At 50.4% G+C, this 21,517-nt stretch carries 20 protein-coding genes and 1 other RNA gene; 11 read left to right on the plus strand and 10 right to left on the minus strand.

Annotation, left to right across the window (positions count from 1 at the left end; all coding sequences use genetic code 11):
- Positions 1-402: 402 nt before the first annotated feature.
- Positions 403-1,278 carry a small-conductance mechanosensitive channel MscS gene (gene mscS / locus D9736_RS07535; RefSeq protein WP_130217995.1) on the plus strand — a complete coding sequence of 292 codons (876 nt, stop codon included), beginning with the start codon at positions 403-405 and terminating at the stop codon, positions 1,276-1,278.
- Positions 1,279-1,319: 41 nt separating this feature from the next.
- Here the strand turns inward: mscS and dctP are convergent, their stop codons facing one another.
- A complete protein-coding gene (gene dctP / locus D9736_RS07540) occupies positions 1,320-2,363 on the minus strand; it encodes a TRAP transporter substrate-binding protein DctP (protein WP_130258046.1) in 1,044 nt (347 codons plus the stop codon).
- Between the two features lie 54 nt (positions 2,364-2,417).
- A complete protein-coding gene (locus tag D9736_RS07545; RefSeq protein WP_130258047.1) occupies positions 2,418-3,347 on the minus strand; it encodes a hypothetical protein in 930 nt (309 codons plus the stop codon).
- A gap of 214 nt (positions 3,348-3,561) precedes the next feature.
- Here D9736_RS07545 and argO point away from each other — a divergent pair, with 214 nt between their 5' ends.
- The 3 genes from argO to D9736_RS07560 all read left to right on the plus strand — a co-directional run bounded on the left by argO (position 3,562) and on the right by D9736_RS07560 (position 6,097).
- Positions 3,562-4,197, plus strand: a complete 636-nt coding sequence (gene argO, locus D9736_RS07550; RefSeq protein WP_130217989.1) for an arginine exporter ArgO — start codon at positions 3,562-3,564, stop codon at positions 4,195-4,197.
- Between the two features lie 92 nt (positions 4,198-4,289).
- Positions 4,290-5,030 (plus strand): oxidative stress defense protein, encoded by a 741-nt coding sequence (locus D9736_RS07555; RefSeq protein WP_064529765.1) that lies wholly within the window; start codon positions 4,290-4,292, stop codon positions 5,028-5,030.
- A gap of 170 nt (positions 5,031-5,200) precedes the next feature.
- Entirely contained in the window at positions 5,201-6,097 is an 897-nt protein-coding gene (locus D9736_RS07560) for a LysR family transcriptional regulator (protein WP_130207863.1), read from the plus strand.
- Here the strand turns inward: D9736_RS07560 and scpC are convergent.
- The 5 genes from scpC to argP form a co-directional block, all read right to left on the minus strand.
- Positions 6,094-7,572 (minus strand): propionyl-CoA:succinate CoA transferase, encoded by a 1,479-nt coding sequence (scpC, locus tag D9736_RS07565; RefSeq protein ID WP_130217987.1) that lies wholly within the window; start codon positions 7,570-7,572, stop codon positions 6,094-6,096. The genes D9736_RS07560 and scpC overlap by 4 nt on opposite strands.
- 25 nt (positions 7,573-7,597) lie before the next feature.
- Positions 7,598-8,383 (minus strand): methylmalonyl-CoA decarboxylase, encoded by a 786-nt coding sequence (gene scpB / locus D9736_RS07570; protein WP_130258048.1) that lies wholly within the window; start codon positions 8,381-8,383, stop codon positions 7,598-7,600.
- Between the two features lie 10 nt (positions 8,384-8,393).
- On the minus strand, positions 8,394-9,389 hold the full coding sequence (meaB, locus tag D9736_RS07575; protein ID WP_130258049.1) for a methylmalonyl Co-A mutase-associated GTPase MeaB: 996 nt from the start codon (positions 9,387-9,389) through the stop codon (positions 8,394-8,396).
- Positions 9,382-11,526, minus strand: coding sequence for a methylmalonyl-CoA mutase (gene scpA, locus D9736_RS07580; RefSeq protein WP_130258050.1), 2,145 nt, complete (start codon positions 11,524-11,526; stop codon positions 9,382-9,384). The genes meaB and scpA overlap by 8 nt, the downstream gene beginning before the upstream one ends.
- Positions 11,527-11,729: 203 nt before the next feature.
- Positions 11,730-12,623, minus strand: a complete 894-nt coding sequence (argP, locus tag D9736_RS07585; RefSeq protein ID WP_000828349.1) for a DNA-binding transcriptional regulator ArgP — start codon at positions 12,621-12,623, stop codon at positions 11,730-11,732.
- A 392-nt stretch (positions 12,624-13,015) separates the two neighbouring features.
- Here argP and rpiA point away from each other — a divergent pair, with 392 nt between their 5' ends.
- The 3 genes from rpiA to D9736_RS07600 all read left to right on the plus strand — a co-directional run bounded on the left by rpiA (position 13,016) and on the right by D9736_RS07600 (position 15,461).
- The gene (rpiA, locus tag D9736_RS07590; RefSeq protein WP_000189743.1) at positions 13,016-13,675 is read left to right on the plus strand and encodes a ribose-5-phosphate isomerase RpiA; all 660 of its coding nucleotides are present in this window, start codon (positions 13,016-13,018) and stop codon (positions 13,673-13,675) included.
- 254 nt (positions 13,676-13,929) lie between these two features.
- Complete coding sequence (gene serA / locus D9736_RS07595) at positions 13,930-15,162, plus strand: phosphoglycerate dehydrogenase (protein ID WP_130258051.1); 1,233 nt, start codon at positions 13,930-13,932, stop codon at positions 15,160-15,162.
- 239 nt (positions 15,163-15,401) lie between these two features.
- The gene (locus tag D9736_RS07600) at positions 15,402-15,461 is read left to right on the plus strand and encodes a type I toxin-antitoxin system Ibs family toxin (RefSeq protein WP_100635201.1); all 60 of its coding nucleotides are present in this window, start codon (positions 15,402-15,404) and stop codon (positions 15,459-15,461) included.
- A gap of 100 nt (positions 15,462-15,561) precedes the next feature.
- On the opposite strand, the gene D9736_RS07605 is transcribed toward D9736_RS07600, so the two are convergent.
- The 3 genes from D9736_RS07605 to zapA all read right to left on the minus strand — a co-directional run bounded on the left by D9736_RS07605 (position 15,562) and on the right by zapA (position 16,739).
- Entirely contained in the window at positions 15,562-16,164 is a 603-nt protein-coding gene (locus tag D9736_RS07605; RefSeq protein WP_130258052.1) for a 5-formyltetrahydrofolate cyclo-ligase, read from the minus strand.
- Positions 16,165-16,184: 20 nt separating this feature from the next.
- Positions 16,185-16,368, minus strand: a non-coding RNA gene (ssrS, locus tag D9736_RS07610) — 6S RNA.
- Between the two features lie 41 nt (positions 16,369-16,409).
- Positions 16,410-16,739, minus strand: a complete 330-nt coding sequence (gene zapA, locus D9736_RS07615) for a cell division protein ZapA (RefSeq protein ID WP_001276008.1) — start codon at positions 16,737-16,739, stop codon at positions 16,410-16,412.
- 167 nt (positions 16,740-16,906) lie between these two features.
- On the opposite strand from zapA, the gene ygfB reads away from it, so the two are divergent.
- From ygfB to ubiI, 4 genes are read left to right on the plus strand one after another with little or no spacing between them, the layout of a single operon-like run.
- Positions 16,907-17,485 (plus strand): UPF0149 family protein YgfB, encoded by a 579-nt coding sequence (gene ygfB, locus D9736_RS07620; RefSeq protein ID WP_001295378.1) that lies wholly within the window; start codon positions 16,907-16,909, stop codon positions 17,483-17,485.
- A 25-nt stretch (positions 17,486-17,510) separates the two neighbouring features.
- Positions 17,511-18,836 carry a Xaa-Pro aminopeptidase gene (gene pepP, locus D9736_RS07625; RefSeq protein WP_130258053.1) on the plus strand — a complete coding sequence of 442 codons (1,326 nt, stop codon included), beginning with the start codon at positions 17,511-17,513 and terminating at the stop codon, positions 18,834-18,836.
- Positions 18,833-20,011: a 2-octaprenyl-6-methoxyphenyl hydroxylase gene (ubiH, locus tag D9736_RS07630; protein ID WP_130258054.1), complete on the plus strand. Its 1,179-nt coding sequence runs from the start codon at positions 18,833-18,835 to the stop codon at positions 20,009-20,011. Before pepP ends, ubiH begins: the two co-directional genes overlap by 4 nt.
- A gap of 22 nt (positions 20,012-20,033) precedes the next feature.
- Positions 20,034-21,236: an FAD-dependent 2-octaprenylphenol hydroxylase gene (gene ubiI / locus D9736_RS07635; RefSeq protein ID WP_097714314.1), complete on the plus strand. Its 1,203-nt coding sequence runs from the start codon at positions 20,034-20,036 to the stop codon at positions 21,234-21,236.
- Positions 21,237-21,517 lie beyond the last annotated feature (281 nt).

Here is a 21,517-nt window from a genome sequence, read left to right on the forward strand (position 1 = left end):
TTTCTGTAGACCGAATAAGGCGTTCACGCCGCATCCGGCATGACAAAGCGCACATTGTCATCTGTCTGAGGCCCGCTCTGCGGGTCTTTTTTTCGCCAAAAGCAAAATTGCCTGATGCGCTACGCTTATCAGGCCTACACGTATCCTGCAATATATTGAATTTGCAGGTTTTTGTAGGCCGAATAAGGCGTTCACGCCGCATCCGGCATGACAAAGCGCACATTGTCATCTGTCTGAGGCCCGCTCTGCGGACCTTTTTTCGCCAAAAGCAAGGTGATGTACTTAAGAAATCTGTGATCTATTTGGCAAAATTATGCTTTATTGTTTACCCTTGTCAGACTGCCCGTCGTAAGGCGGCGGAGTATGTTTCTCCAATTTAAGTCAGTTGAAAAGGAATATTGAATGGAAGATTTGAAAGTTGTCGATAGCATAAACGGCGCAGGATCCTGGTTGGTAAATAACCAGGCGCTGTTGCTGAGTTATGCTGTAAACATCGTGGCGGCACTCGCGATCATCATCGTTGGTTTGATTATCGCGCGGATGATTTCCAACGCGGTGAATCGCCTGATGATCTCCCGTAACATAGATGCCACCGTTGCTGATTTTCTTTCTGCATTAATCCGTTACGCAATTATCGCCTTTACGTTAATTGCAGCACTGGGCCGCGTGGGCGTACAAACCGCATCGGTCATTGCCGTACTCGGTGCCGCAGGTTTAGCTGTAGGTCTGGCCTTGCAGGGTTCACTGTCTAACTTGGCTGCTGGCGTTTTGCTGGTTATGTTCCGCCCGTTCCGTGCAGGAGAATATGTTGACCTCGGCGGCGTTGCTGGTACTGTGCAGAGTGTGCAGATTTTCTCCACCACCATGCGTACCGCAGACGGTAAAATAATTGTTATTCCGAACGGTAAAATTATTGCCGGTAATATTATTAACTTCTCTCGTGAGCCAGCGCGCCGTAACGAATTTATTATTGGCGTAGCGTATGATTCTGATATCGATCAGGTTAAGCAGATCCTGACCGATATTATTCAGTCCGAAGATCGTATTTTAAAAGATCGTGAAATTACCGTACGCCTGAACGAACTTGGCGCATCGTCGATTAATTTTGTCGTTCGGGCCTGGAGCAACAGTGGCGATCTGCAAAACGTGTACTGGGATGTGCTGGAACGTATTAAACGTGAATTTGATGCTGCTGGTATCAGTTTCCCGTATCCGCAAATGGATGTGAACTTTAAGCGGGTGAAAGAAAATAAAGAGAGCGAAGCGGTAACACGTTAATCATGTGAAGCGCCCATGAAGTTCATGGGCGCACTACCAATTTAACGCATTGTTTCATCTAGTATCTTGGCAACTTTTTGCATGACTTCCCCGGCTTTCTCCACGGCTTCATTATTTTGCTGTTCTACCCACTGAGTTTGCTCTTGCTGATAACCAATTGCTTTCTGCCAGGCGTCCAGCTCTGATTTTTTCAGATAGCGAACCTGTGCACCGTCCTGCTCAAGCGTTTTTACCATGCTGATCAGGTTGTTATCTAATGCCTTGCCCAGCGCTTTCTCGGTTGTAATGGCTGCTCGTTGAATCGCCTCACGATCTCTTTTATCAAGGTTTTCCCACGTTTGTTTATTCATTACCAGCAGATAGACATGACCAAGCCAGAGAGAAGGGGAGAGCAACACATTCGGCGCAGCACGTTCAGCATGGATGTCATATCCGCTATCAAGATTGACCATTAAGCCATCGAGTTTTCCCTCGCGGATTGCTGTCGTAATTTGCTCATTCCACGGTAAGGTTACGGTTTTTGCTCCCGTATGAGTTAAATAAGCCCGATGCCAGAAACTGGCTGTTCGCCAGGTGGTTCCCTGAAGCACAGTCAATTTATCAATGGGCCTGGTAGAGAAAAAACCTACCGGGTAGCCAAGGAAAAACTGTAAATTCACGATATTGTTACGCTCAAGTTCAGCGTTAAACTCAGGTATTTCTGCATAAACGCGATGAAAAAATTCTACCTGACTGGCTCCATGATCCGGGCCAATAGCAAAGCTCTTGAAGATTTGATGAAGCGGCAATTGTTTCGCTGTGTATTCCGGCACCACGATACCCATATCAGCTTTACTGCCATCGCTTATCGTCGCCAGTGCATCATAGCTGATGGCGGTTTCACCGTTCCAGTGTGGTTCGATTTTCAAACGCCCCTGAGATTCTTTTTCAATTTCGGCAAAAAATGTATTTTGAATTAGCTGGGTACGCATTCCGCCATAAGGTTCATGATCGGTATAGCGTAGAATTTTTTCTGCGGCAAAATTGGGTGTAGATATCAGAAGTGATCCTGATAACACAGAGAGTAAGAATGGTTTGAATATCATGTCAGTTCCTTCTGTAATTTTATTTGTCGTCATTAATATTAAAAGCTGTAAACTTTAACAACTAAAATCAAACTTCATATTTTTAAAGTCCAGCCAGGCATTACCCGCACCAAAATTATACCCGCCGAAATACTCCTCAAACTCAATATAATAAGGCGACATTTCGTTTGGTATAGACTGCACGGGCGCCATTGAACCACCGAGATGATCAAGCTGATGAGCGCTATGCCACTGGTGAGTTTCATATTTACTCTTTCCCTCTGCATCTTTAGAACAATAATGAATGGACTGATATTCCGTATTATTTCTTTCTGTGGGGCTAATTCCCGCATTAGGATCAAAAGCGCGCGGCTCGCATGAAATCGCCAGATTGAAAGCCAGTGACTGCTCAGGAATGGTGCCCATTTTACGGTATACAAAATTGCTTTCAGGCGTATCTTTTGGCCTGACGTTAGCCTGAAAATAACTAAACGCACTGCCAATAGTCAGCCATTCTGGCGTATCTTGCTGGTCGCGATAGTGGTTAGGTATAAGTTCAGGCGGCTCACAAAATGGGCCGTTGAACTCGTGCTGGGTGAGTAAAATTACCGCATAAGAACAGCCTAATATATCTTCCATCCGAAATAGCCGTGGATGTCGCTGCTTTTCTGCCTGCCAGAAAACATAAAGGTCTGGATCTTTGGGTGGGATGCAGGATTCAAAATTCTCAAACACATCCAATATTTCTTCCGTACAGGGTGTTCCGCCATCGTTGTGCTCGGGCGCAACAGCAAAGAAAGATAACGCGACAATTTCTGGCCCATAAATCCGATAATCTTCCGGCAACAGCAGGGTAAATCCATGATTCAGTGGGAAACCATTATTTGGATCCAGAGGCCACTGTTCGGGCGTTATGCCTGGCGGTAGGCCAAAGCACCAACCTTGTTGGCGCGGCATATTTTCGTGGATAGGGTAGGGGAGAAGAGTGAGATCATAGGCTTGCATAGTGTTAGTCCTTTACAACGCTAGCAGGAAAGAGAGCCATAACGCCGTTTATGTTATGGGGAATGATGAGATCTTTATCCTAAAATCAGTTACCGAATAGAATTATTTATTTTTTTATTAAAATTATTTATATGCTATTAGCATTATAAATTTTATCTAATAACAATCCCGCGCTATAGTCTCTTTATCAGATAATTAGTTCGGAATGTTCAACGTGTTTTCTTATTATTTTCAAGGTCTTGCACTTGGTGCTGCTATGATTCTGCCGCTTGGCCCGCAAAATGCTTTTGTGATGAATCAGGGCATCCGTCGTCAGTACCACATTATGATTGCTTTGCTCTGCGCGATAAGCGATTTGGTCCTGATTTGTGCCGGGATTTTTGGTGGTAGCGCGTTATTGATGCAGTCACCGTGGTTGCTGGCGCTGGTGACCTGGGGCGGTGTGGCCTTCTTGCTGTGGTATGGCTTTGGTGCTTTTAAAACGGCGATGAGCAGCAATATTGAGCTGGTTAGTGCTGAAGTGATGAAGCAGGGACGTTGGAAAATTATTGCCACTATGCTGGCGGTAACCTGGCTGAATCCGCATGTTTACCTGGATACCTTTGTGGTATTGGGCAGTCTGGGCGGGCAACTTGAGCCAGATCCCAAACGTTGGTTTGCGCTCGGGACGATCAGTGCCTCTTTCCTGTGGTTTTTTGGTCTGGCGTTATTAGCCGCCTGGCTGGCGCCGCGTTTGCGTACCGCCAAAGCGCAGCGCATTATCAATCTCGTGGTGGGCTGCGTTATGTGGATTATCGCCCTACAACTGGCGAAAGAGGGTGTTGCTCATGCACAAGCCTTGTTCAGTTAGGCGCTATCTGATGGAAAAATAAAACAGAGACGCTAAGCTTGCCTCCAGAGGTCCTGAATTTTGGGCAAGTCAATTAACACGGAGAGACTAACGTGAAGTTCAAAGTTATCGCCCTGGCGGCATTGATGGGTTTCAGCGGGATGGCTGTGCAGGCCAATGAACTACCGGATGGTCCGCACATTGTCACTTCAGGAACGGCAAGCGTTGATGCGGTGCCAGATATCGCTATTCTTGCTATTGAAGTTAACGTGACGGCGAAGGATGCCGCTTCTGCCAAGAAGCAGGCGGATGAGCGTGTCGCGCAATATATTTCTTTCCTTGAACTCAATCAGATCGCGAAAAAAGATATCAGTTCCGCGAATTTGCGTACCCAGCCAGACTACGATTACCAGGATGGTAAAAGTATCCTGAAAGGCTATCGTGCCGTGAGAACGGTGGAAGTCACGCTTCGTCAGTTAGACAAACTGAATTCCTTGCTGGATGGCGCGCTGAAGGCCGGACTCAACGAAATTCGTTCTGTGTCGTTGGGCGTGGCACAGCCAGATGCCTATAAAGACAAAGCGCGTAAGGCAGCGATTGATAACGCGATTCATCAGGCTCAGGAGCTGGCGAACGGCTTTAATCGCAAACTGGGGCCGGTATATAGCGTGCGCTACCATGTTTCCAATTATCAGCCCAGCCCAATGGTACGCATGATGAAAGCCGATGCCGCACCGGTTTCCGCCCAGGAAACTTACGAGCAGGCCGCTATTCAGTTTGATGATCAGGTCGATGTGGTCTTCCAGTTAGAACCAGTGGATCAACAACCCGCTAAAACACCTGCCGCACAATAATACTTGTAGCCCGACTCATTTGTCGGGCTAATGTCTTTATCTGATATCGCCTCTTTTTTCTGTAATTTTCTGTAAAACCATGACGCAAGCACCTATCTTTGCTTGCGATTTCATTAAGGATTAACTTACTGAAACGGTTAAGCGGACAGGGATGTTTGGAGGAAGCGGCGATGGATATTTTTATTTCGAAAAAGATGCGCAATTTTATTTTATTAGCGCAAACCAATAATATTGCCCGAGCGGCAGAAAAGTTACATATGACTGCTTCGCCGTTCGGCAAAAGTATTGCCGCGCTAGAGGAGCAAATTGGTTATACATTATTTACCCGTAAAGATAATAACATCAGCCTTAATAAAGCCGGGCAGGAGCTTTATCAAAAGCTTTTCCCGGTTTACCAACGGCTTTCTGCTATCGATAATGAAATTCATAATTCTGGACGTCGTTCTCGTGAAATTGTGATTGGTATCGATAATACCTATCCGACGATTATTTTTGATCAGTTAATTAGCCTGGGTGATAAGTACGAAGGCGTGACGGCCCAGCCGGTTGAATTCAGCGAAAATGAGGTTATCGACAATCTCTTCTATCGTCAGCTTGATTTTATTATCTCTCCGCAGCATGTTTCCGCTCGTGTACACGGGTTGGATAATCTAACAATGAGTGAACTGCCGCCGCTGCGACTGGGGTTTCTCGTTTCTCGCCGTTATGAAGAGCGTCAGGAGCAGGAGTTATTACAGGAGTTGCCCTGGTTACAGATGCGCTTTCAAAACCGTGCTAATTATGAAGCGATGATAGATGCGAACATGCGCCCTTGTGGGATCAATCCAACAATTATTTATCGCCCATACAGTTTTATGGCCAAAATCAGCGCCGTTGAGCACGGACATTTTCTTACGGTGATCCCACATTTTGCATGGCGGCTGGTGAACCCAGCTACGTTGAAATATTTTGATGCACCGCATACGCCAATGTATATGCAGGAATACCTTTATTCACTGAAAAATCATCGCTATACCGCCACGCTGCTACAGCAAATTGCTGAAGATCGTGACGGTACGAGCGATTAACCCAGCATTGAGCCCGTTTCGATCAAATTACGATGCAGATCGAAAACATGGCTAAGATCGTGGTGAATATGCCCGCCGGGTGCATTCTCCAGATAGCGATGCAGATAGTCACGGTACATCGGATGTGCGCAGTTATCGATGATAGTGCGCGCGCGCTGAAGTGGAGAGAGGCCACGTAAGTCGGCGATCCCTTGTTCTGTGATGATCACTTTCACGCTGTGTTCGCTGTGATCAACATGGCTGCACATAGGCACGACGGTTGAGATCTTGCCTTCTTTAGCAATCGACGGTGCCATAAAGATCGACAGATACGCGTTGCGTTCAAAATCACCGCTACCGCCGATACCATTCATTAAATTAACGCCGACTACGTGCGTGGAGTTGGCGTGTCCGTAAATATCAAACTCGAGGCCGACATTCAGAGCGATAACACCAAGGCGGCGGATAATTTCTGGGTTATTGGAAATCTCTTGCGGACGTAACACAATGCGACTGGCGAAGTAATCCATATTGGCGTAAATCTTGCGCAGTGAATCGGCAGAAATTGTCAGACTGGAGGCGCTGGCCCCGGTAATTTTGCCGGTTTCCAGAAGATGAACCACAGACTCCTGTAACACTTCCGAATACATCATAAACGGAGGAATTTCCGGGTTTTCCCCCAGACGCGCCATTACCGCATTATTGATGTTGCCTACCCCGCTTTGCAGTGGCAGAAATTCCCGTGGAATACGCCCCTGCGCCATTTCACGCAACAAGAAGGTGACCACATTGTCGGCGATTTGCTGGCACATAGGATTTTGTTTATCCAGCGAGTTGCCTGCATCAGGTAAGTTGGTTTCCACGACGGCGACAATTTTTTTCGGATCGATTTGTACATAGCGGGTACCGACGCGATCCATCGCATGGAAGATCGACACGCTATTGCGCCGCGGTGGTGCGCCAGGAGTCACAATATCCGCCAGTTCGGCGACGCGCGGATCGTGATAATGATTGAGTTCAATGATCACTTTCTTTGCGCGCAGCAACCAAGTCGGGGCATTACCGATCCCACTGGTTAACCAGACGCGCCCATCCGGAGCGAGGGCTGAGGCTTCAATTACCGCAACATCGATGTCGCCGAAAAAGCCGTAGTTGACCATTTGCGCAACTTCGCTCAAATGCAGATCAACAAAACTAACCGATCCCTGATTGATCTTTTTACGCAATCCCGATGATGTCTGGTATGGTGCGCGCCATGAAACGGCGTCAGCTTCAGAGAGTATGTCATCGGCGGCGGCGCTAATCGACGCTCCGGTCAGCAGGCGAATTTGATACGGTTTTTTCGCCTCATGTTGTTCATTGGCGCGACGGGCAATGGCAACAGGAAGAGCCTTGGGCGAACCCGCAGGGGTAAAACCACTGAATGCCACCATATCGTTGTGCTGGATAATTTCCGCCGCTTCATCGGCGGTCATCCTTGTCCGGGTAATATTCATCCTTTGCTCCTTAGTTCGTGGATCATTAATGACCGACGAAATTAGGTTTACGTTTTTCCAGGAAGGCGTTCATACCTTCCTGATAATCTTCGCTGTCATAAACCGCCCGGCGCATCCCTTGAATACGCTCAAATTCATCTGAATTCATAGTGTGCGCTTCACCCAACACGCGCAGCTCTTCCTTGATTACTGCAATGGCTAACGGTGCTTTTTCGGAAATGTGGTGAGCCATTTGTAAGGTGAAATCTTCCAGTTCATCGGCCTCAACAACGTGGTTAAGAATGCCAACAGCCAGCGCGCGTTGGGCGGTGATTGGCGAAGCGGTAAAAATCAGCTCTTTGACAATGTGGAAGCCCGCGTCGCGAGTCAGGTTGTGGATCCCCACCAGGTTATACGGTACGCCCAGGTTGACTGGCGTCATTGAGAAGGTAGAGGTACTGGCGGCGATGATCAGATCAGAACTCATGATCATTTCAAATGCGCCACCCCAGACGCTACCTTCGACCATCGAAATTACTGGTTTGGGGCATTTTTGGATCACGCGGGTAATTTGACGTAGCGGATCATCGTAAGAGAGCGGATCGCGACCTCCTGACGGTAACTCATGAATGTCGTGACCTGCGGAAAAGACTTTGGAACCACTTGGGGCGCGCAGAATGATGCAGCGGATTTCTGGACGATTGAGATCATTTAATGCCTGAATCAGGTCATCAATAAAGACTTTACTTAACGCATTGAGTTTGCGGGCATAGTTAAACTCAATGACCGCCACTTTGTTGATGATGGCTACATTAACATACTGATAAGACATAAAAATTCCCTTAATTAAAATATTGAGTCTGGATAAAATCACTGAGCTGCCGCAAACCTGTGCGCGGCGAGAGCATATTATTTTTGACCGCTAATAGCGTTTGGCTGTAATAGCGATCGAAAACTTTATTAGTGAACAGGTGGTGCAGCACCTCTTCTTCGGTCTGTTTACGCAGCCATTCCACCGATTGTTGTTGCCGCACCTGTTGTAAACGACCGCTGGTAGTCAGTGCGGTTTTGAAATCGATAATTGCGCGCCATATCTCATCGATACCGCATTTTTCTAGTGCACTACAGGTGAGGACCTGTGGCTGCCATTCGTCATATTTGCGGCGCAGAATATGCAGAGCGCTTTCGTACATATGGCGGGTAATGGCGACATTCGTGTGGTTATCACCATCATCTTTGTTGATGACAATCAGATCTGCCATCTCCATCAAACCCTTTTTAATGCCCTGGAGATCATCGCCGCCACCGGCAATCTGTAGCGAGATAAAGCAGTCCACCATGCGGGCGACTTCCGTTTCTGACTGCCCGACGCCGACGGTTTCAACGATCACCACGTCATAACCCGCCGCTTCACATAACAGCATTAACTCCCGCGCCCGCTGGCTGGCGCCGCCAAGGTGACCAGATGACGGAACCGGGCGAATAAACGCTGCATCGGCACGCGCCAGTTCGGTCATACGAGTCTTATCCCCAAGGATGCTGCCACCTGTCACTGGGCTGCTGGGATCGACGGCAATCACTGCGACCTTAAGCCCCTGGCGAATCAGTAACATGCCAAAGGCTTCAAGAAAGGTACTTTTTCCTGCTCCTGGCGTGCCGGTAACGCCCAGTCGCAGGGCGTTACCACAAAACGGCATGATGGCATCAAGCAGTTGAGTGCTGAGTGCCTGATGGCGAGGGTGACGGCTCTCAACCAGCGTCATGGCCTGGGCGAGCGTGGCTCGCTCACCCAGACGTAGGCGTCGAATGCTGTCTGCCAGCGTGGCTTCGTTAATCATGATGTTGGCTAATCCGGTTCAGCACATCACGCACGCTGTCGAGCATGGGAGTACCAGGACCGTAAATCGCCGCCACGCCACGCTCTTGCAGGAAGGCATAATCTTGCGGCGGAATAACGCCACCGGCGACCACGCAAATATCTTCGCGCCCCCATTTTTTCAGGGCTTCAACCAGTTCCGGGATCAGCGTTTTATGTCCTGCTGCAAGCGAGGATGCGCCCACCACATGAACGTCGTTTTCCACTGCCAGGCGGGCGATCTCTTCCGGCGTGGAGAACATGGGACTCAAATCAACGTCGAAACCAAGATCGGAATAGGCGCTGGCAATGACTTTCGCTCCGCGATCGTGTCCATCTTGTCCCATTTTGGCGATCAGAATGCGCGGGCGACGACCATTGTCGGCAAGGAACAGCTCCGTTTGCGCAACAATGGCATCAAACTCGAAGGCTGATTTTTCCGACTGATGATAGCTTTGCGCAATGACGCCGGTAACACACTGGCTCGGTACCAGATAACGGTCAAAAGCGGCTTCCAGCGCATCGGATATTTCACCCAGCGTCGCGCGAACGCGAGCCGCATTAACAGCGGCAGCCAGCAGGTTTTCGTTATGCTGCGCAGCGTGAGTCAGAACGTTCAACGCGGCGGTTACGGCGGCATCATCACGGGTGGCGCGAATGCGTTCCAGCGAAGCAATTTGCTCGTTACGCACCATCACGTTGTCGATTTCAAGGACATCAGTTTCATCTTCGTGATCCAGTTTGTACTTGTTGACGCCGACGATCACGCGTTTGCCCTGGTCGATCAACGACTGTTCACGAGCAGACGCTTCTTCGATCATCCTTTTTGGCAGACCTGCTTCGATCGCCTTCGCCATGCCTCCGGCTTCGTCGATCTGATCAATGATGGCTCTGGCCTGTTTCACGATCTGATCGGTTAGTGACTCAACGTAATAAGAACCGGCCAGCGGATCGACGGTGCGACAGAGTTCAGACTCTTCCTGAATAATGATCTGGGTGTTACGGGCAATACGAGCCGAAAAATCGGTCGGCAAACCAAGCGCTTCATCAAAGGCATTTGTATGCAGCGACTGGGTTCCGCCAAGGGTAGCTGCCAACGCTTCAATGGTGGTGCGGATAACGTTGTTATACGGATCCTGTTCGGTGAGACTCCAGCCGGAGGTTTGACAGTGGGTGCGTAGCGCCAGCGATTTCGGATCTTTAGCACCAAACCCGCTTACTGCTTCGCTCCAGAGATAGCGTGCGGCGCGCAGCATGGCGACGTTCATAAACAGGTCCATGCCGATACCAAAGAAGAACGACAGGCGCGGGGCGAAGTCATCAATTTTTAAGCCAGCAGAGAGAGCTGCTTTGATGTACTCAATCCCATCGGCGAGAGTAAACGCCACCTGTTGCACACAGTTCGCACCGGCTTCGCCCATGTGGTAGCCGCTGATACTAATGGTATTGAAGCGCGGCATATTGCCTGAACACCAGGCGATAATGTCAGCGATAATGCGCATAGAAGGTTTCGGTGGGTAAATATAGGTATTGCGGCAGAGGTACTCTTTGAGGATATCGTTCTGAATTGTACCCGTCAGTTTATCGGGGGGAACGCCTTGCTCTTCTGCCGCCACGATATAAAAGGCCATCACTGGCAGGACTGCGCCGTTCATGGTCATCGAAACCGACATTTTATCCAGCGGGATTTGGTCGAAGAGCACTTTCATATCTTCTACGGTGTCGATAGCGACGCCCGCTTTGCCAACATCGCCCGCCACACGCGGGTTATCGGAGTCGTAGCCACGGTGGGTGGCAAGGTCAAACGCCACGGAAAGACCTTTTTGCCCAGCAGCCAGGTTACGGCGATAAAAAGCGTTGGACTCTTTGGCTGTCGAGAAACCGGCATACTGACGGATGGTCCACGGTTGGGCGGTATACATGGTGGCGCGGGGACCACGAACGTAAGGCGGCAAGCCAGGAAGGGTACCGGTCACTTCCAGATTGTCGAGATCGGCTTCGGTATACAGTGGCTTGATGGCGATCCCTTCCGCCGTTTGCTGAACCAGTGAGTCGACGGTTTTCTCCCGACGGCTCAACTCCTTGTTGGCAAGCTGTTGCCACTCTTGCACGTTTGACATTATTTGCTCCATAAAACGCAATAAAAATGAGGGTGTTTGCGCTTACGGTGAGCTTTTTATACGGGTTTGTCGCCAGCAAAAAAAATGGAATGGGGCGTCGTTTTTTGCCGTGTGAGATTTGTCTGTTTTGTGACGTTATTCAAAGAATAAAAAAGAAAAAAAGAAAAACGCCTGATATGTGCTATCAGGCGTTAACTGATTGATTAATCCTGACGAAGCACTTTGTGACCATAGTCGAGCAAAGCATCAGTGACTTTACGCATCATGCGGCTTTCTGGGGCAAAGCGATGCCAGTAAAGCATTCGCCGTTGGAACAGCCCGGGCGTCAGATCAATCAACTCTCCGCTGGCCAATTCTTTTTCAATTTGCAGGTGTGGGATCATACAGCAGGTTGTACCCTGGCGAGCGAGCTGCACGAAGGCTTCGGACGAGTTAACGATATGGCACGGTACGCTACCTGGCGGCAGATCGAAGTTTTGCTGCAAAAATGCCTGGTGCATATCGTCAAGATGGTCAAACGCGACTACTGGTGCTTTGAGCAGCGCAGAACGGCTTACTCCGTTGGGGAAGTATTTCTCGGCAAACGGTTTGGAGCTGACGAACAGATAGTCGAGCGCGCCAAGTTTATCGACCAGGCAACTGGGCAGCGCCTGATGCTGAATACTCACCGCGCCGACCACTTCACCTCGACGCAGACGCTCCTGGGTGCGAGTTTCATCTTCCACCTGTAAGTTCAGGCGAATAGGCGAATCAGCCAGTACAGGAGCCAGTGCCGGAAGCAACCAGGTTGCCAGACTGTCGGCGTTGACTGCCAGCGAGAGCAGTAGTGGGGTGGAACCGGTTTGTTCATCGCCAAGCCACTCTTCTTCCAGCAGCTCGACCTGGCGAAGCAGTGCCAGTAATTTTTGTCCTTGTTCTGTCGGGCGCGGGGGAACTGTTCGCACCAACAGCGGCTGCCCGAACATATTTTCCAGTTGCTTAATGCGCTGTGAGACGGCTGATTGCGTAATGCACAACTTTTGTGCCGCGCGCTCAAATCCTCGTTCACGTATCACCGCATCCAGTGCCTGTAATGTCCTGTAGTCCGGGCGTTTCATTTCTCTAACCTGCTCCTCAAATATTCTCATGCCGAACTATGACATAATTTTGCTTTGGTTACAGAGTATTTAACGCATACAAAAGCGGTCATAGTGGACATTTTGGTTGGCAATACCGTGCTTTCTAAGCCTTTGTGAAGTACCCAGGCCGTGTGTTGTAAAGGTTGGTTTATCGGCCAATAATCCCATTGCGTCTGCGCGGGAGAACGGAGAGTTGGTGCAACGGTTTATGCAGTGGAGCTGAATATCAGGCCCCTTGTCTATCTTTTTCCTGAAGAGCAACATTGCCCGTTATTTTATGGATGAGTTAACCACGCGGCTTGCCAACGGGGTCTGAATCGCTTTTTTTGTATATAATGCGTGTGAAATTTCATACCACAGGCGAAACGATCATGACGCAGGATGAATTGAAAAAAGCAGTAGGATGGGCGGCACTTCAGTATGTTCAGCCCGGCACCATTGTTGGTGTAGGTACAGGTTCCACCGCCGCACACTTTATTGACGCGCTCGGTACAATGAAAGGCCAGATTGAAGGGGCCGTTTCCAGTTCAGATGCTTCCACTGAAAAACTGAAAAGCCTCGGCATTCACGTTTTTGATCTCAATGAAGTCGACAGCCTTGGCATCTACGTTGATGGCGCAGATGAAATCAACGGCCACATGCAAATGATCAAAGGCGGCGGCGCGGCGCTGACTCGTGAAAAAATCATTGCTTCGGTTGCGGAAAAATTTATCTGTATTGCAGATGCTTCCAAGCAGGTTGATATTCTGGGCAAATTCCCGCTGCCAGTAGAAGTTATCCCGATGGCACGTAGTGCAGTGGCGCGCCAGCTGGTGAAACTGGGCGGTCGTCCGGAATACCGTCAGGGCGTGGTGACCGATAATGGCAACGTGATCCTCGACGTCCACGGCATGGAAATCCTTGACCCGATCGCGATGGAAAACGCTATAAATGCGATTCCTGGCGTGGTGACCGTTGGCTTGTTTGCTAACCGTGGCGCGGACGTTGCGCTGATCGGCACACCTGACGGTGTCAAAACCATTGTGAAATGATCTGACGGGGGAACCTCCCCCGTTAAAAAAATTCTCTTCATTAAATTTGGTGACATGTGTCACGTTTTTACCAGGCTATTGTCGATTGCTCTAAATAAATCCTCTAAACCAGCATATTCATCCAAGAAATACCTTTGCGTGATATTTCCTCAACATCGCGACGCAAACGTTCATATTGCCGCAATATTATTTTTTGATATGTTGAAAGGCGGACGCAAATCCGCACACAACATTTCAAAGACAGGATTGGGTAAATGGCAAAGGTATCGCTGGAGAAAGACAAGATTAAGTTTCTGCTGGTAGAAGGTGTGCATCAAAAGGCGCTCGAAAGCCTTCGCGCGGCAGGTTACACCAACATCGAATTTCACAAAGGCGCGCTGGATGATGAACAATTAAAAGAATCCATCCGCGATGCCCACTTCATCGGCTTGCGATCCCGTACCCATCTGACCGAAGACGTGATCAACGCTGCTGAAAAACTGGTCGCTATTGGCTGTTTCTGCATTGGGACCAACCAGGTTGATTTGAATGCTGCGGCAAAACGCGGGATCCCGGTATTTAATGCCCCGTTTTCAAATACGCGTTCCGTTGCTGAGCTGGTGATTGGCGAACTTCTGCTGCTATTACGCGGAGTGCCGGAAGCCAACGCCAAAGCGCACCGTGGCGTATGGAACAAGCTGGCCGCAGGCTCTTTTGAAGCGCGCGGCAAAAAGCTGGGCATTATTGGTTATGGTCATATTGGTACACAACTGGGCATTCTGGCGGAATCGCTGGGGATGTATGTTTACTTCTATGATATTGAAAACAAACTGCCGTTGGGCAACGCCACTCAGGTGCAACATCTTTCCGACCTGCTGAATATGAGCGATGTAGTGAGTCTGCATGTGCCAGAGAATGCGTCTACTAAAAATATGATGGGCGCGAAAGAGATCGCGCTGATGAAGCCCGGCTCGCTACTGATTAACGCTTCGCGCGGAACGGTGGTCGATATTCCGGCGCTGTGTGACGCGCTGGCGAGCAAACATCTGGCAGGGGCCGCAATCGACGTGTTCCCGACGGAACCGGCGACTAACAGCGATCCGTTTACCTCTCCGCTGTGCGAATTCGACAACGTCCTTCTGACGCCACACATTGGCGGTTCGACTCAGGAAGCGCAGGAGAATATCGGCCTGGAAGTTGCGGGCAAATTAATCAAGTACTCTGACAATGGCTCCACACTCTCTGCGGTGAACTTCCCGGAAGTCTCGCTGCCGCTGCATGGTGGACGCCGTCTGATGCACATTCACGAAAACCGCCCGGGCGTGCTGACTGCGCTGAACAAAATATTTGCCGAGCAGGGCGTCAACATTGCCGCGCAATATCTGCAAACTTCTGCCCAGATGGGTTACGTCGTTATTGATATTGAAGCTGACGAAGACGTTGCTGAAAAAGCGTTACAGGCCATGAAAGCTATTCCGGGTACTGTTCGCGCCCGTCTGCTGTACTAATTTTCCTTCTCTGACAATCAACGGGCAGGTCACTGACTTGCCCGTTTTTTTATCCCTTTTACCGCGCTAATTACGGCATTTGCATCGCTGTGTAATCGCCTTTGCGAGCCTGCTCGAAGAAATAAATTAAAGCCAGATCAATGCGTTGTGTTTATTCAAAGAGGATTTACGATGACGGGGCAGCACAGGGCTGTAACGGTAAAGCCCTCACCGAAGCGAGGGCTTAAAGGAGAAGGGTTATGATGCGACTTGTCATCATACTGATTGTACTGTTACTGATAAGTTTGCCAGCTTATTAACAGTCAGTCTCAGGGGAGGAGCAATCCTCCCTTACCCTTACTCACTAAATTAGGTCAAAGAATCAACGATGTCAATCAGGGCGATGCAGGTGTGTCGCCCTCACCACTCCCAGATTTTCGATGGCGTAACCACCGCAGGCAGCGGGACGTCCCATTCTTCTACGGGGAGTTTTTCCACCAACTGGCAATCATGGGCATAACCTACTGGCTGCATGTTGTAGTGCTGCCAGTTTTGCAATGTCCGATCATAAAATCCACCGCCCATTCCGAGGCGTTGACCGAACTCATCAAAGGCGACCAGCGGCGTTATCAGGACGTCTAATCGGGAAAGGGGTAGCACGTCACGCACGTCCAGTTTTGGCTCGTGGATCTTCAACCTGTTCATCACCAGTTCACTCTTAGGATGGTAATTCAGGAACAGTAAATTACCGGCACTAAAGGGATGTAATACTGGAAGATACACGCGCTTACCTGCGCGCCAGAGTTGCTCTATGAGCGGCTGGGTGTCGAGTTCGCCATCAAAAGAGAGAAATACAGCGACCGTATGCGCCATCACAACAGGGGGATAACTCATCATCCGCATGGCAGCCAGCTGGCCCATTTCACGTTGTTGCTCCGGCGTTAACGCACGACGACGCTGCCGAATCATTTTACGGATTTCTTGTCGGGATAATGTCAGTGGGAGTTCTGGTAGTTGCGTCATGGCTGGTGCCAGATAAGAAGGGAATCTCCGAGATGCCGCCGCAGGCTGTAACCCTTGAACCCTTGGTTCAAGGTGAATGTGTCGTCGCAGTTTTAAGGCTTCTCGGACGGACCGAGCATGCTCACCAACCACGGAGCGCCACATTCTTGTGGTATGAAATATCGGCTCAGGGGACTGGCCCGCTTGCGAACATCTCAGAGAAATTTTGTCTTCACGGTTACTCTACCACAGTAAACCGGAAAGTGTCATTCAAAGTTTTGGTTCGTTTTTTCGGTGATGCGACCTTGTTCAAGTAACGCTTGTTCTATGGTCTGTTGCAGCATCCGAATACGCTGTTCCATACTTGCCGCGTAGTCACGAGTCTTCGCTTTTTCTTGCGCTAACTCGTAGCTGATATTCAATGCGGCAATGAAAACCAACTGTTCAGTATTTGTGACTCTAGTGCGTTCTTTCAGATCTTGCAACCGTTGGTTCAGATCGTCCGCAGCCTGATTCAACGCATCCCTTTGGTCAGGCGGGCAGTTCACACGCAGTGAACGGCCAAAAATTTGGATATCGACGGGTTGTGCAGACATGCCACCTTCCTGCTGATTGACTGCGCTGCCTTCGCCTTCAGACCTTTGGTCTGCGAAGGGGCGAAACTATAGCTACCCTGGTGCAATGAGACAAGCCCTTTTCTGGTCCACCAGGGTCCAAAGTGATAGCATATCATGAATCTTCCTCCCTTTGATGCCGAATGCTTATGTCAATACAGAACGAAATGCCTGGTTACAATGAAATGAACCAGTATCTGAACCAACAAGGGACAGGTCTGACCCCTGCTGAGATGCATGGTTTAATCAGTGGGATGATATGTGGCGGTAATGATGACAGCTCCTGGCTGCCGCTGCTTCACGACCTGACGAACGAAGGTATGGCTTTCGGGCATGAACTTGCCCAGGCATTGCGCAAAATGCACTCTGCCACCAGTGATGCCTTGCAAGATGACGGCTTCCTTTTTCAGCTTTATCTGCCTGATGGCGATGACGTTAGCGTTTTCGATCGCGCTGATGCGTTGGCAGGCTGGGTAAATCACTTCCTGCTCGGTCTTGGCGTCACTCAGCCGAAGCTGGATAAAGTGACCGGTGAAACTGGCGAAGCCATTGACGATCTGCGTAACATCGCGCAACTGGGCTACGACGAAGACGAAGATCAAGAAGAGCTGGAAATGTCGCTTGAAGAGATCATCGAGTACGTCCGTGTTGCCGCGCTGTTATGCCACGACACCTTTACTCATCCGCAACCGACCGCACCAGAAGTACAAAAACCAACTCTACACTAAAAACAAAAAACGTAAGGAGAGTGTTATGAGTGAGATATCTCAGCAGGAATTTCAGCGCCGCCGTCAGGCCCTGGTGGAGCAAATGCAACCCGGCAGCGCCGCGCTGATTTTTGCGGCACCAGAAGTGACCCGTAGCGCCGACAGCGAATACCCCTATCGTCAGAACAGCGACTTCTGGTACTTCACCGGCTTTAATGAACCGGAAGCGGTGCTGGTGTTGATTAAAAGCGATGACACTCATAACCACAGCGTTTTGTTTAACCGCGTGCGTGACCTGACAGCGGAGATCTGGTTTGGCCGTCGTTTAGGTCAGGATGCCGCGCCAGAGAAACTGGGCGTTGATCGCGCTCTGGCGTTCAGCGAAATCAATCAGCAACTTTATCAACTACTTAATGGTCTGGATGTGGTTTACCACGCCCAGGGCGAATATGCATATGCTGATGAAATCGTGAATAGTGCGCTGGAAAAACTGCGTAAAGGCTCGCGGCAAAATCTCACCGCGCCAGCAACGATGATCGACTGGCGTCCCATTGTTCATGAAATGCGCCTGTTCAAATCGCCGGAAGAGATTGCCGTACTTCGCCGCGCGGGTGAAATCACCGCCCTGGCGCATACCCGGGCGATGGAAAAATGCCGTCCGGGGATGTTCGAGTACCATCTGGAAGGCGAAATTCACCACGAATTCAACCGCCACGGTGCGCGCTATCCTTCCTATAACACCATTGTCGGCAGCGGTGAAAACGGCTGCATTCTGCATTACACCGAAAACGAGTGTGAACTGCGCGACGGCGACCTGGTGTTGATTGATGCTGGTTGTGAATATAAAGGTTACGCGGGCGATATCACCCGTACCTTCCCGGTCAACGGCAAATTCACCCAGGCCCAGCGCGAAATCTACGACATTGTGCTGGAATCTCTCGAAACCAGCTTGCGTCTGTATCGTCCGGGAACCTCCATTCAGGAAGTCACCGGGGAAGTTGTGCGTATCATGGTTAGCGGCCTGGTAAAACTCGGCATCCTCAAAGGTGAAGTCGATGAACTGATCGCTCAGAACGCACATCGTCCTTTCTTTATGCATGGCCTTAGCCACTGGTTAGGACTGGATGTCCATGATGTGGGCGTTTATGGCCAGGAGCGCTCGCGCATTCTTGAACCGGGTATGGTGCTGACCGTAGAGCCTGGTCTGTATATTGCGCCGGATGCGGATGTACCAGAACAATATCGTGGGATCGGCATTCGTATTGAAGACGACATTGTGATTACCGAAAACGGCAACGAAAACCTCACCGCCAGCGTGGTGAAAAAGCCGGAAGAAATTGAAGCGTTGATGGCAGCTGCGAGAAAGCAATGAGCGTAATCATCGTCGGTGGCGGCATGGCGGGCGCGACGCTGGCGCTGGCTATTTCCCGGTTAAGTCACGGGGCGCTGCCGGTACATTTGATTGAAGCGACCGCGCCAGAGTCACATGCTCATCCGGGCTTTGATGGGCGAGCGATTGCGCTGGCGGCGGGTACCTGCCAGCAACTGGCGCGCATTGGCGTCTGGCAATCTCTGGCTGATTGCGCAACCGCCATCACCACCGTGCATGTCAGCGATCGCGGTCATGCCGGATTCGTCACCCTCGCCGCAGAAGATTACCAACTGGCGGCGCTGGGGCAGGTTGTCGAATTGCATAATGTCGGGCAGCGGCTGTTTGCGCTGTTGCGCAAAGCACCTGGCGTAACGCTGCATTGCCCGGATCGCATTGCTAATGTTGTTCGTACCCCAGCTAACGTTGAAGTGACGCTGGAGAGTGGCGAGACGCTGACGGGCCGCGTGCTGATAGCCGCTGATGGCACCCATTCAGCGTTAGCCACTGTGTGCGGCGTTGACTGGCAGCAGGAGCCCTACGAACAACTGGCTGTGATTGCGAACGTTGCGACTTCCGTTGCGCACGAAGGCCGCGCTTTTGAACGCTTTACGCAACATGGTCCACTGGCGATGTTGCCGATGTCTGAAGGACGCTGTTCGCTGGTCTGGTGTCATCCACTGGAACGGCGCGAAGAAGTGTTGGCGTGGAGCGACGAGAAGTTTTGCCATGAACTCCAGTCTGCCTTTGGCTGGCGACTGGGGCAAATTACCCACGCCGGTAAACGCAGTGCTTATCCGCTGGCGTTAACCCGCGCCGCCAGACCGATTACCCATCGCACCGTGCTGGTGGGCAATGCGGCGCAAACCCTGCACCCGATTGCCGGGCAAGGATTTAACCTCGGTATGCGTGATGTGATGAGCCTTGCGGAAACCCTGACCCAGGCGCAGGAGCGCGCAGAAGACATTGGTGATTACGGCGTATTATGCCGTTATCAGCAGCGTCGACAGAGCGATCGCGAAGCAACCATCGGCGTCACGGACAGTCTGGTACATCTTTTTGCCAACCGTTGGGCGCCGCTGGTTGTCGGGCGCAACATCGGACTGATGACGATGGAATTATTCACCCCGGCACGCGATGTGCTGGCGCAGCGCACCCTCGGTTGGGTGGCGCGTTGAAGGCGGTTTTAAGGAATAAACAATGCAAAGTGTTGATGTAGCCATTGTTGGCGGCGGCATGGTGGGGCTGGCGGTTGCCTGCGGCTTACAGGGGAGCGGCTTACGCGTTGCCGTACTGGAGCAGCGCGTACCGGAACCTCTGGCGGCAGATGCACCACCACAACTGCGCGTTTCGGCTATCAATGCCGCCAGCGAAAAATTACTCACCCGTCTTGGCGTCTGGCAGGACATTCTCTCTCGCCGAGCCAGCTGTTATCACGGTATGGAAGTGTGGGATAAAGACAGTTTTGGTCACATCTCGTTTGACGATCAAAGCATGGGCTATAGCCATCTTGGGCATATCGTTGAAAACTCAGTGATTCATTACGCGCTGTGGAACAAAGCACAGCAGTCGTCAGATATCACCCTGCTGGCCCCCGCAGAATTACAGCAGGTCGCCTGGGGGGAAAACGAAACCTTCCTGACGCTGAAAGATGGCAGCATGTTAACGGCGCGTCTGGTAATTGGTGCGGACGGCGCTAATTCCTGGTTGCGCAACAAGGCCGATATTCCGCTGACTTTCTGGGATTATCAGCATCACGCGCTGGTGGCGACCATTCGCACGGAAGAACCGCATGATGCGGTGGCGCGGCAGGTTTTCCATGGCGAAGGCATTCTGGCCTTTTTACCGCTTAGCGATCCGCATCTTTGCTCGATTGTCTGGTCACTGTCGCCAGAGGAAGCGCAGCGGATGCAGCAGGCAGGGGAAGACGAATTTAATCGCGCGTTAAATATCGCTTTTGATAATCGCCTGGGCTTATGCAAGGTTGAGAGCGCGCGTCAGGTGTTCCCACTGACGGGGCGTTATGCGCGCCAGTTTGCCGCGCACCGTCTGGCGCTGGTGGGCGACGCCGCGCATACCATCCACCCGCTGGCGGGGCAGGGGGTAAATCTCGGCTTTATGGATGCTGCAGAGCTGATTGCTGAACTGAAACGGTTGCATCGTCAGGGTAAAGATATCGGGCAGTACATTTACCTGCGCCGCTATGAGCGTAGTCGCAAGCACAGCGCGGCGCTGATGCTGGCAGGTATGCAGGGCTTTCGCGATCTGTTTTCCGGTACCAATCCGGCGAAAAAACTGCTGCGTGATATTGGTCTGAAACTGGCCGACACGCTTCCTGGCGTTAAACCACAACTTATCCGCCAGGCAATGGGATTAAACGATTTGCCTGAATGGCTGCGTTAAAAATTTCTCCTCTGTTGTTTATTTGATACCCATCACACTTTCATCTCCCGGTTTTTTCGCCGGGAGGTTTTCCTCATTTGAAATAAACTAATTTCACCCGCAATTTCGCATTATATTTTCTAATGTCGTTAATTTTTGTTTTAGTGATTTTTGACAATTTTTTAGTTCTTAATATCGTTTTATTCAAAACGGTTTTATTAATTCGTTATGTTTGTTTGTTGGTATCGTGTTATTTGGTTTTTTGTCCTGTTGTCATTTTTGCGGTTTTTAACCATAAGCTA

This window comes from Escherichia sp. E10V10 (assembly GCF_004211985.1).
Taxonomy (GTDB): Bacteria; Pseudomonadota; Gammaproteobacteria; order Enterobacterales; family Enterobacteriaceae; genus Escherichia.

Coding starts and splice junctions, on each gene's coding strand:
- mscS (WP_130217995.1), top strand. CDS start 403: ATGGAAGATTTGAAAGTTGTCGATAGCATAAACGGCGCAGGATCCTGG.
- dctP (WP_130258046.1), bottom strand. CDS start 2,363: ATGATATTCAAACCATTCTTACTCTCTGTGTTATCAGGATCACTTCTG.
- D9736_RS07545 (WP_130258047.1), bottom strand. CDS start 3,347: ATGCAAGCCTATGATCTCACTCTTCTCCCCTACCCTATCCACGAAAAT.
- D9736_RS07560 (WP_130207863.1), top strand. CDS start 5,201: ATGGATATTTTTATTTCGAAAAAGATGCGCAATTTTATTTTATTAGCG.
- scpC (WP_130217987.1), bottom strand. CDS start 7,572: ATGAATATTACCCGGACAAGGATGACCGCCGATGAAGCGGCGGAAATT.
- scpB (WP_130258048.1), bottom strand. CDS start 8,383: ATGTCTTATCAGTATGTTAATGTAGCCATCATCAACAAAGTGGCGGTC.
- meaB (WP_130258049.1), bottom strand. CDS start 9,389: ATGATTAACGAAGCCACGCTGGCAGACAGCATTCGACGCCTACGTCTG.
- scpA (WP_130258050.1), bottom strand. CDS start 11,526: ATGTCAAACGTGCAAGAGTGGCAACAGCTTGCCAACAAGGAGTTGAGC.
- argP (WP_000828349.1), bottom strand. CDS start 12,623: ATGAAACGCCCGGACTACAGGACATTACAGGCACTGGATGCGGTGATA.
- rpiA (WP_000189743.1), top strand. CDS start 13,016: ATGACGCAGGATGAATTGAAAAAAGCAGTAGGATGGGCGGCACTTCAG.
- serA (WP_130258051.1), top strand. CDS start 13,930: ATGGCAAAGGTATCGCTGGAGAAAGACAAGATTAAGTTTCTGCTGGTA.
- D9736_RS07605 (WP_130258052.1), bottom strand. CDS start 16,164: ATGACGCAACTACCAGAACTCCCACTGACATTATCCCGACAAGAAATC.
- zapA (WP_001276008.1), bottom strand. CDS start 16,739: ATGTCTGCACAACCCGTCGATATCCAAATTTTTGGCCGTTCACTGCGT.
- ygfB (WP_001295378.1), top strand. CDS start 16,907: ATGTCAATACAGAACGAAATGCCTGGTTACAATGAAATGAACCAGTAT.
- pepP (WP_130258053.1), top strand. CDS start 17,511: ATGAGTGAGATATCTCAGCAGGAATTTCAGCGCCGCCGTCAGGCCCTG.
- ubiH (WP_130258054.1), top strand. CDS start 18,833: ATGAGCGTAATCATCGTCGGTGGCGGCATGGCGGGCGCGACGCTGGCG.
- ubiI (WP_097714314.1), top strand. CDS start 20,034: ATGCAAAGTGTTGATGTAGCCATTGTTGGCGGCGGCATGGTGGGGCTG.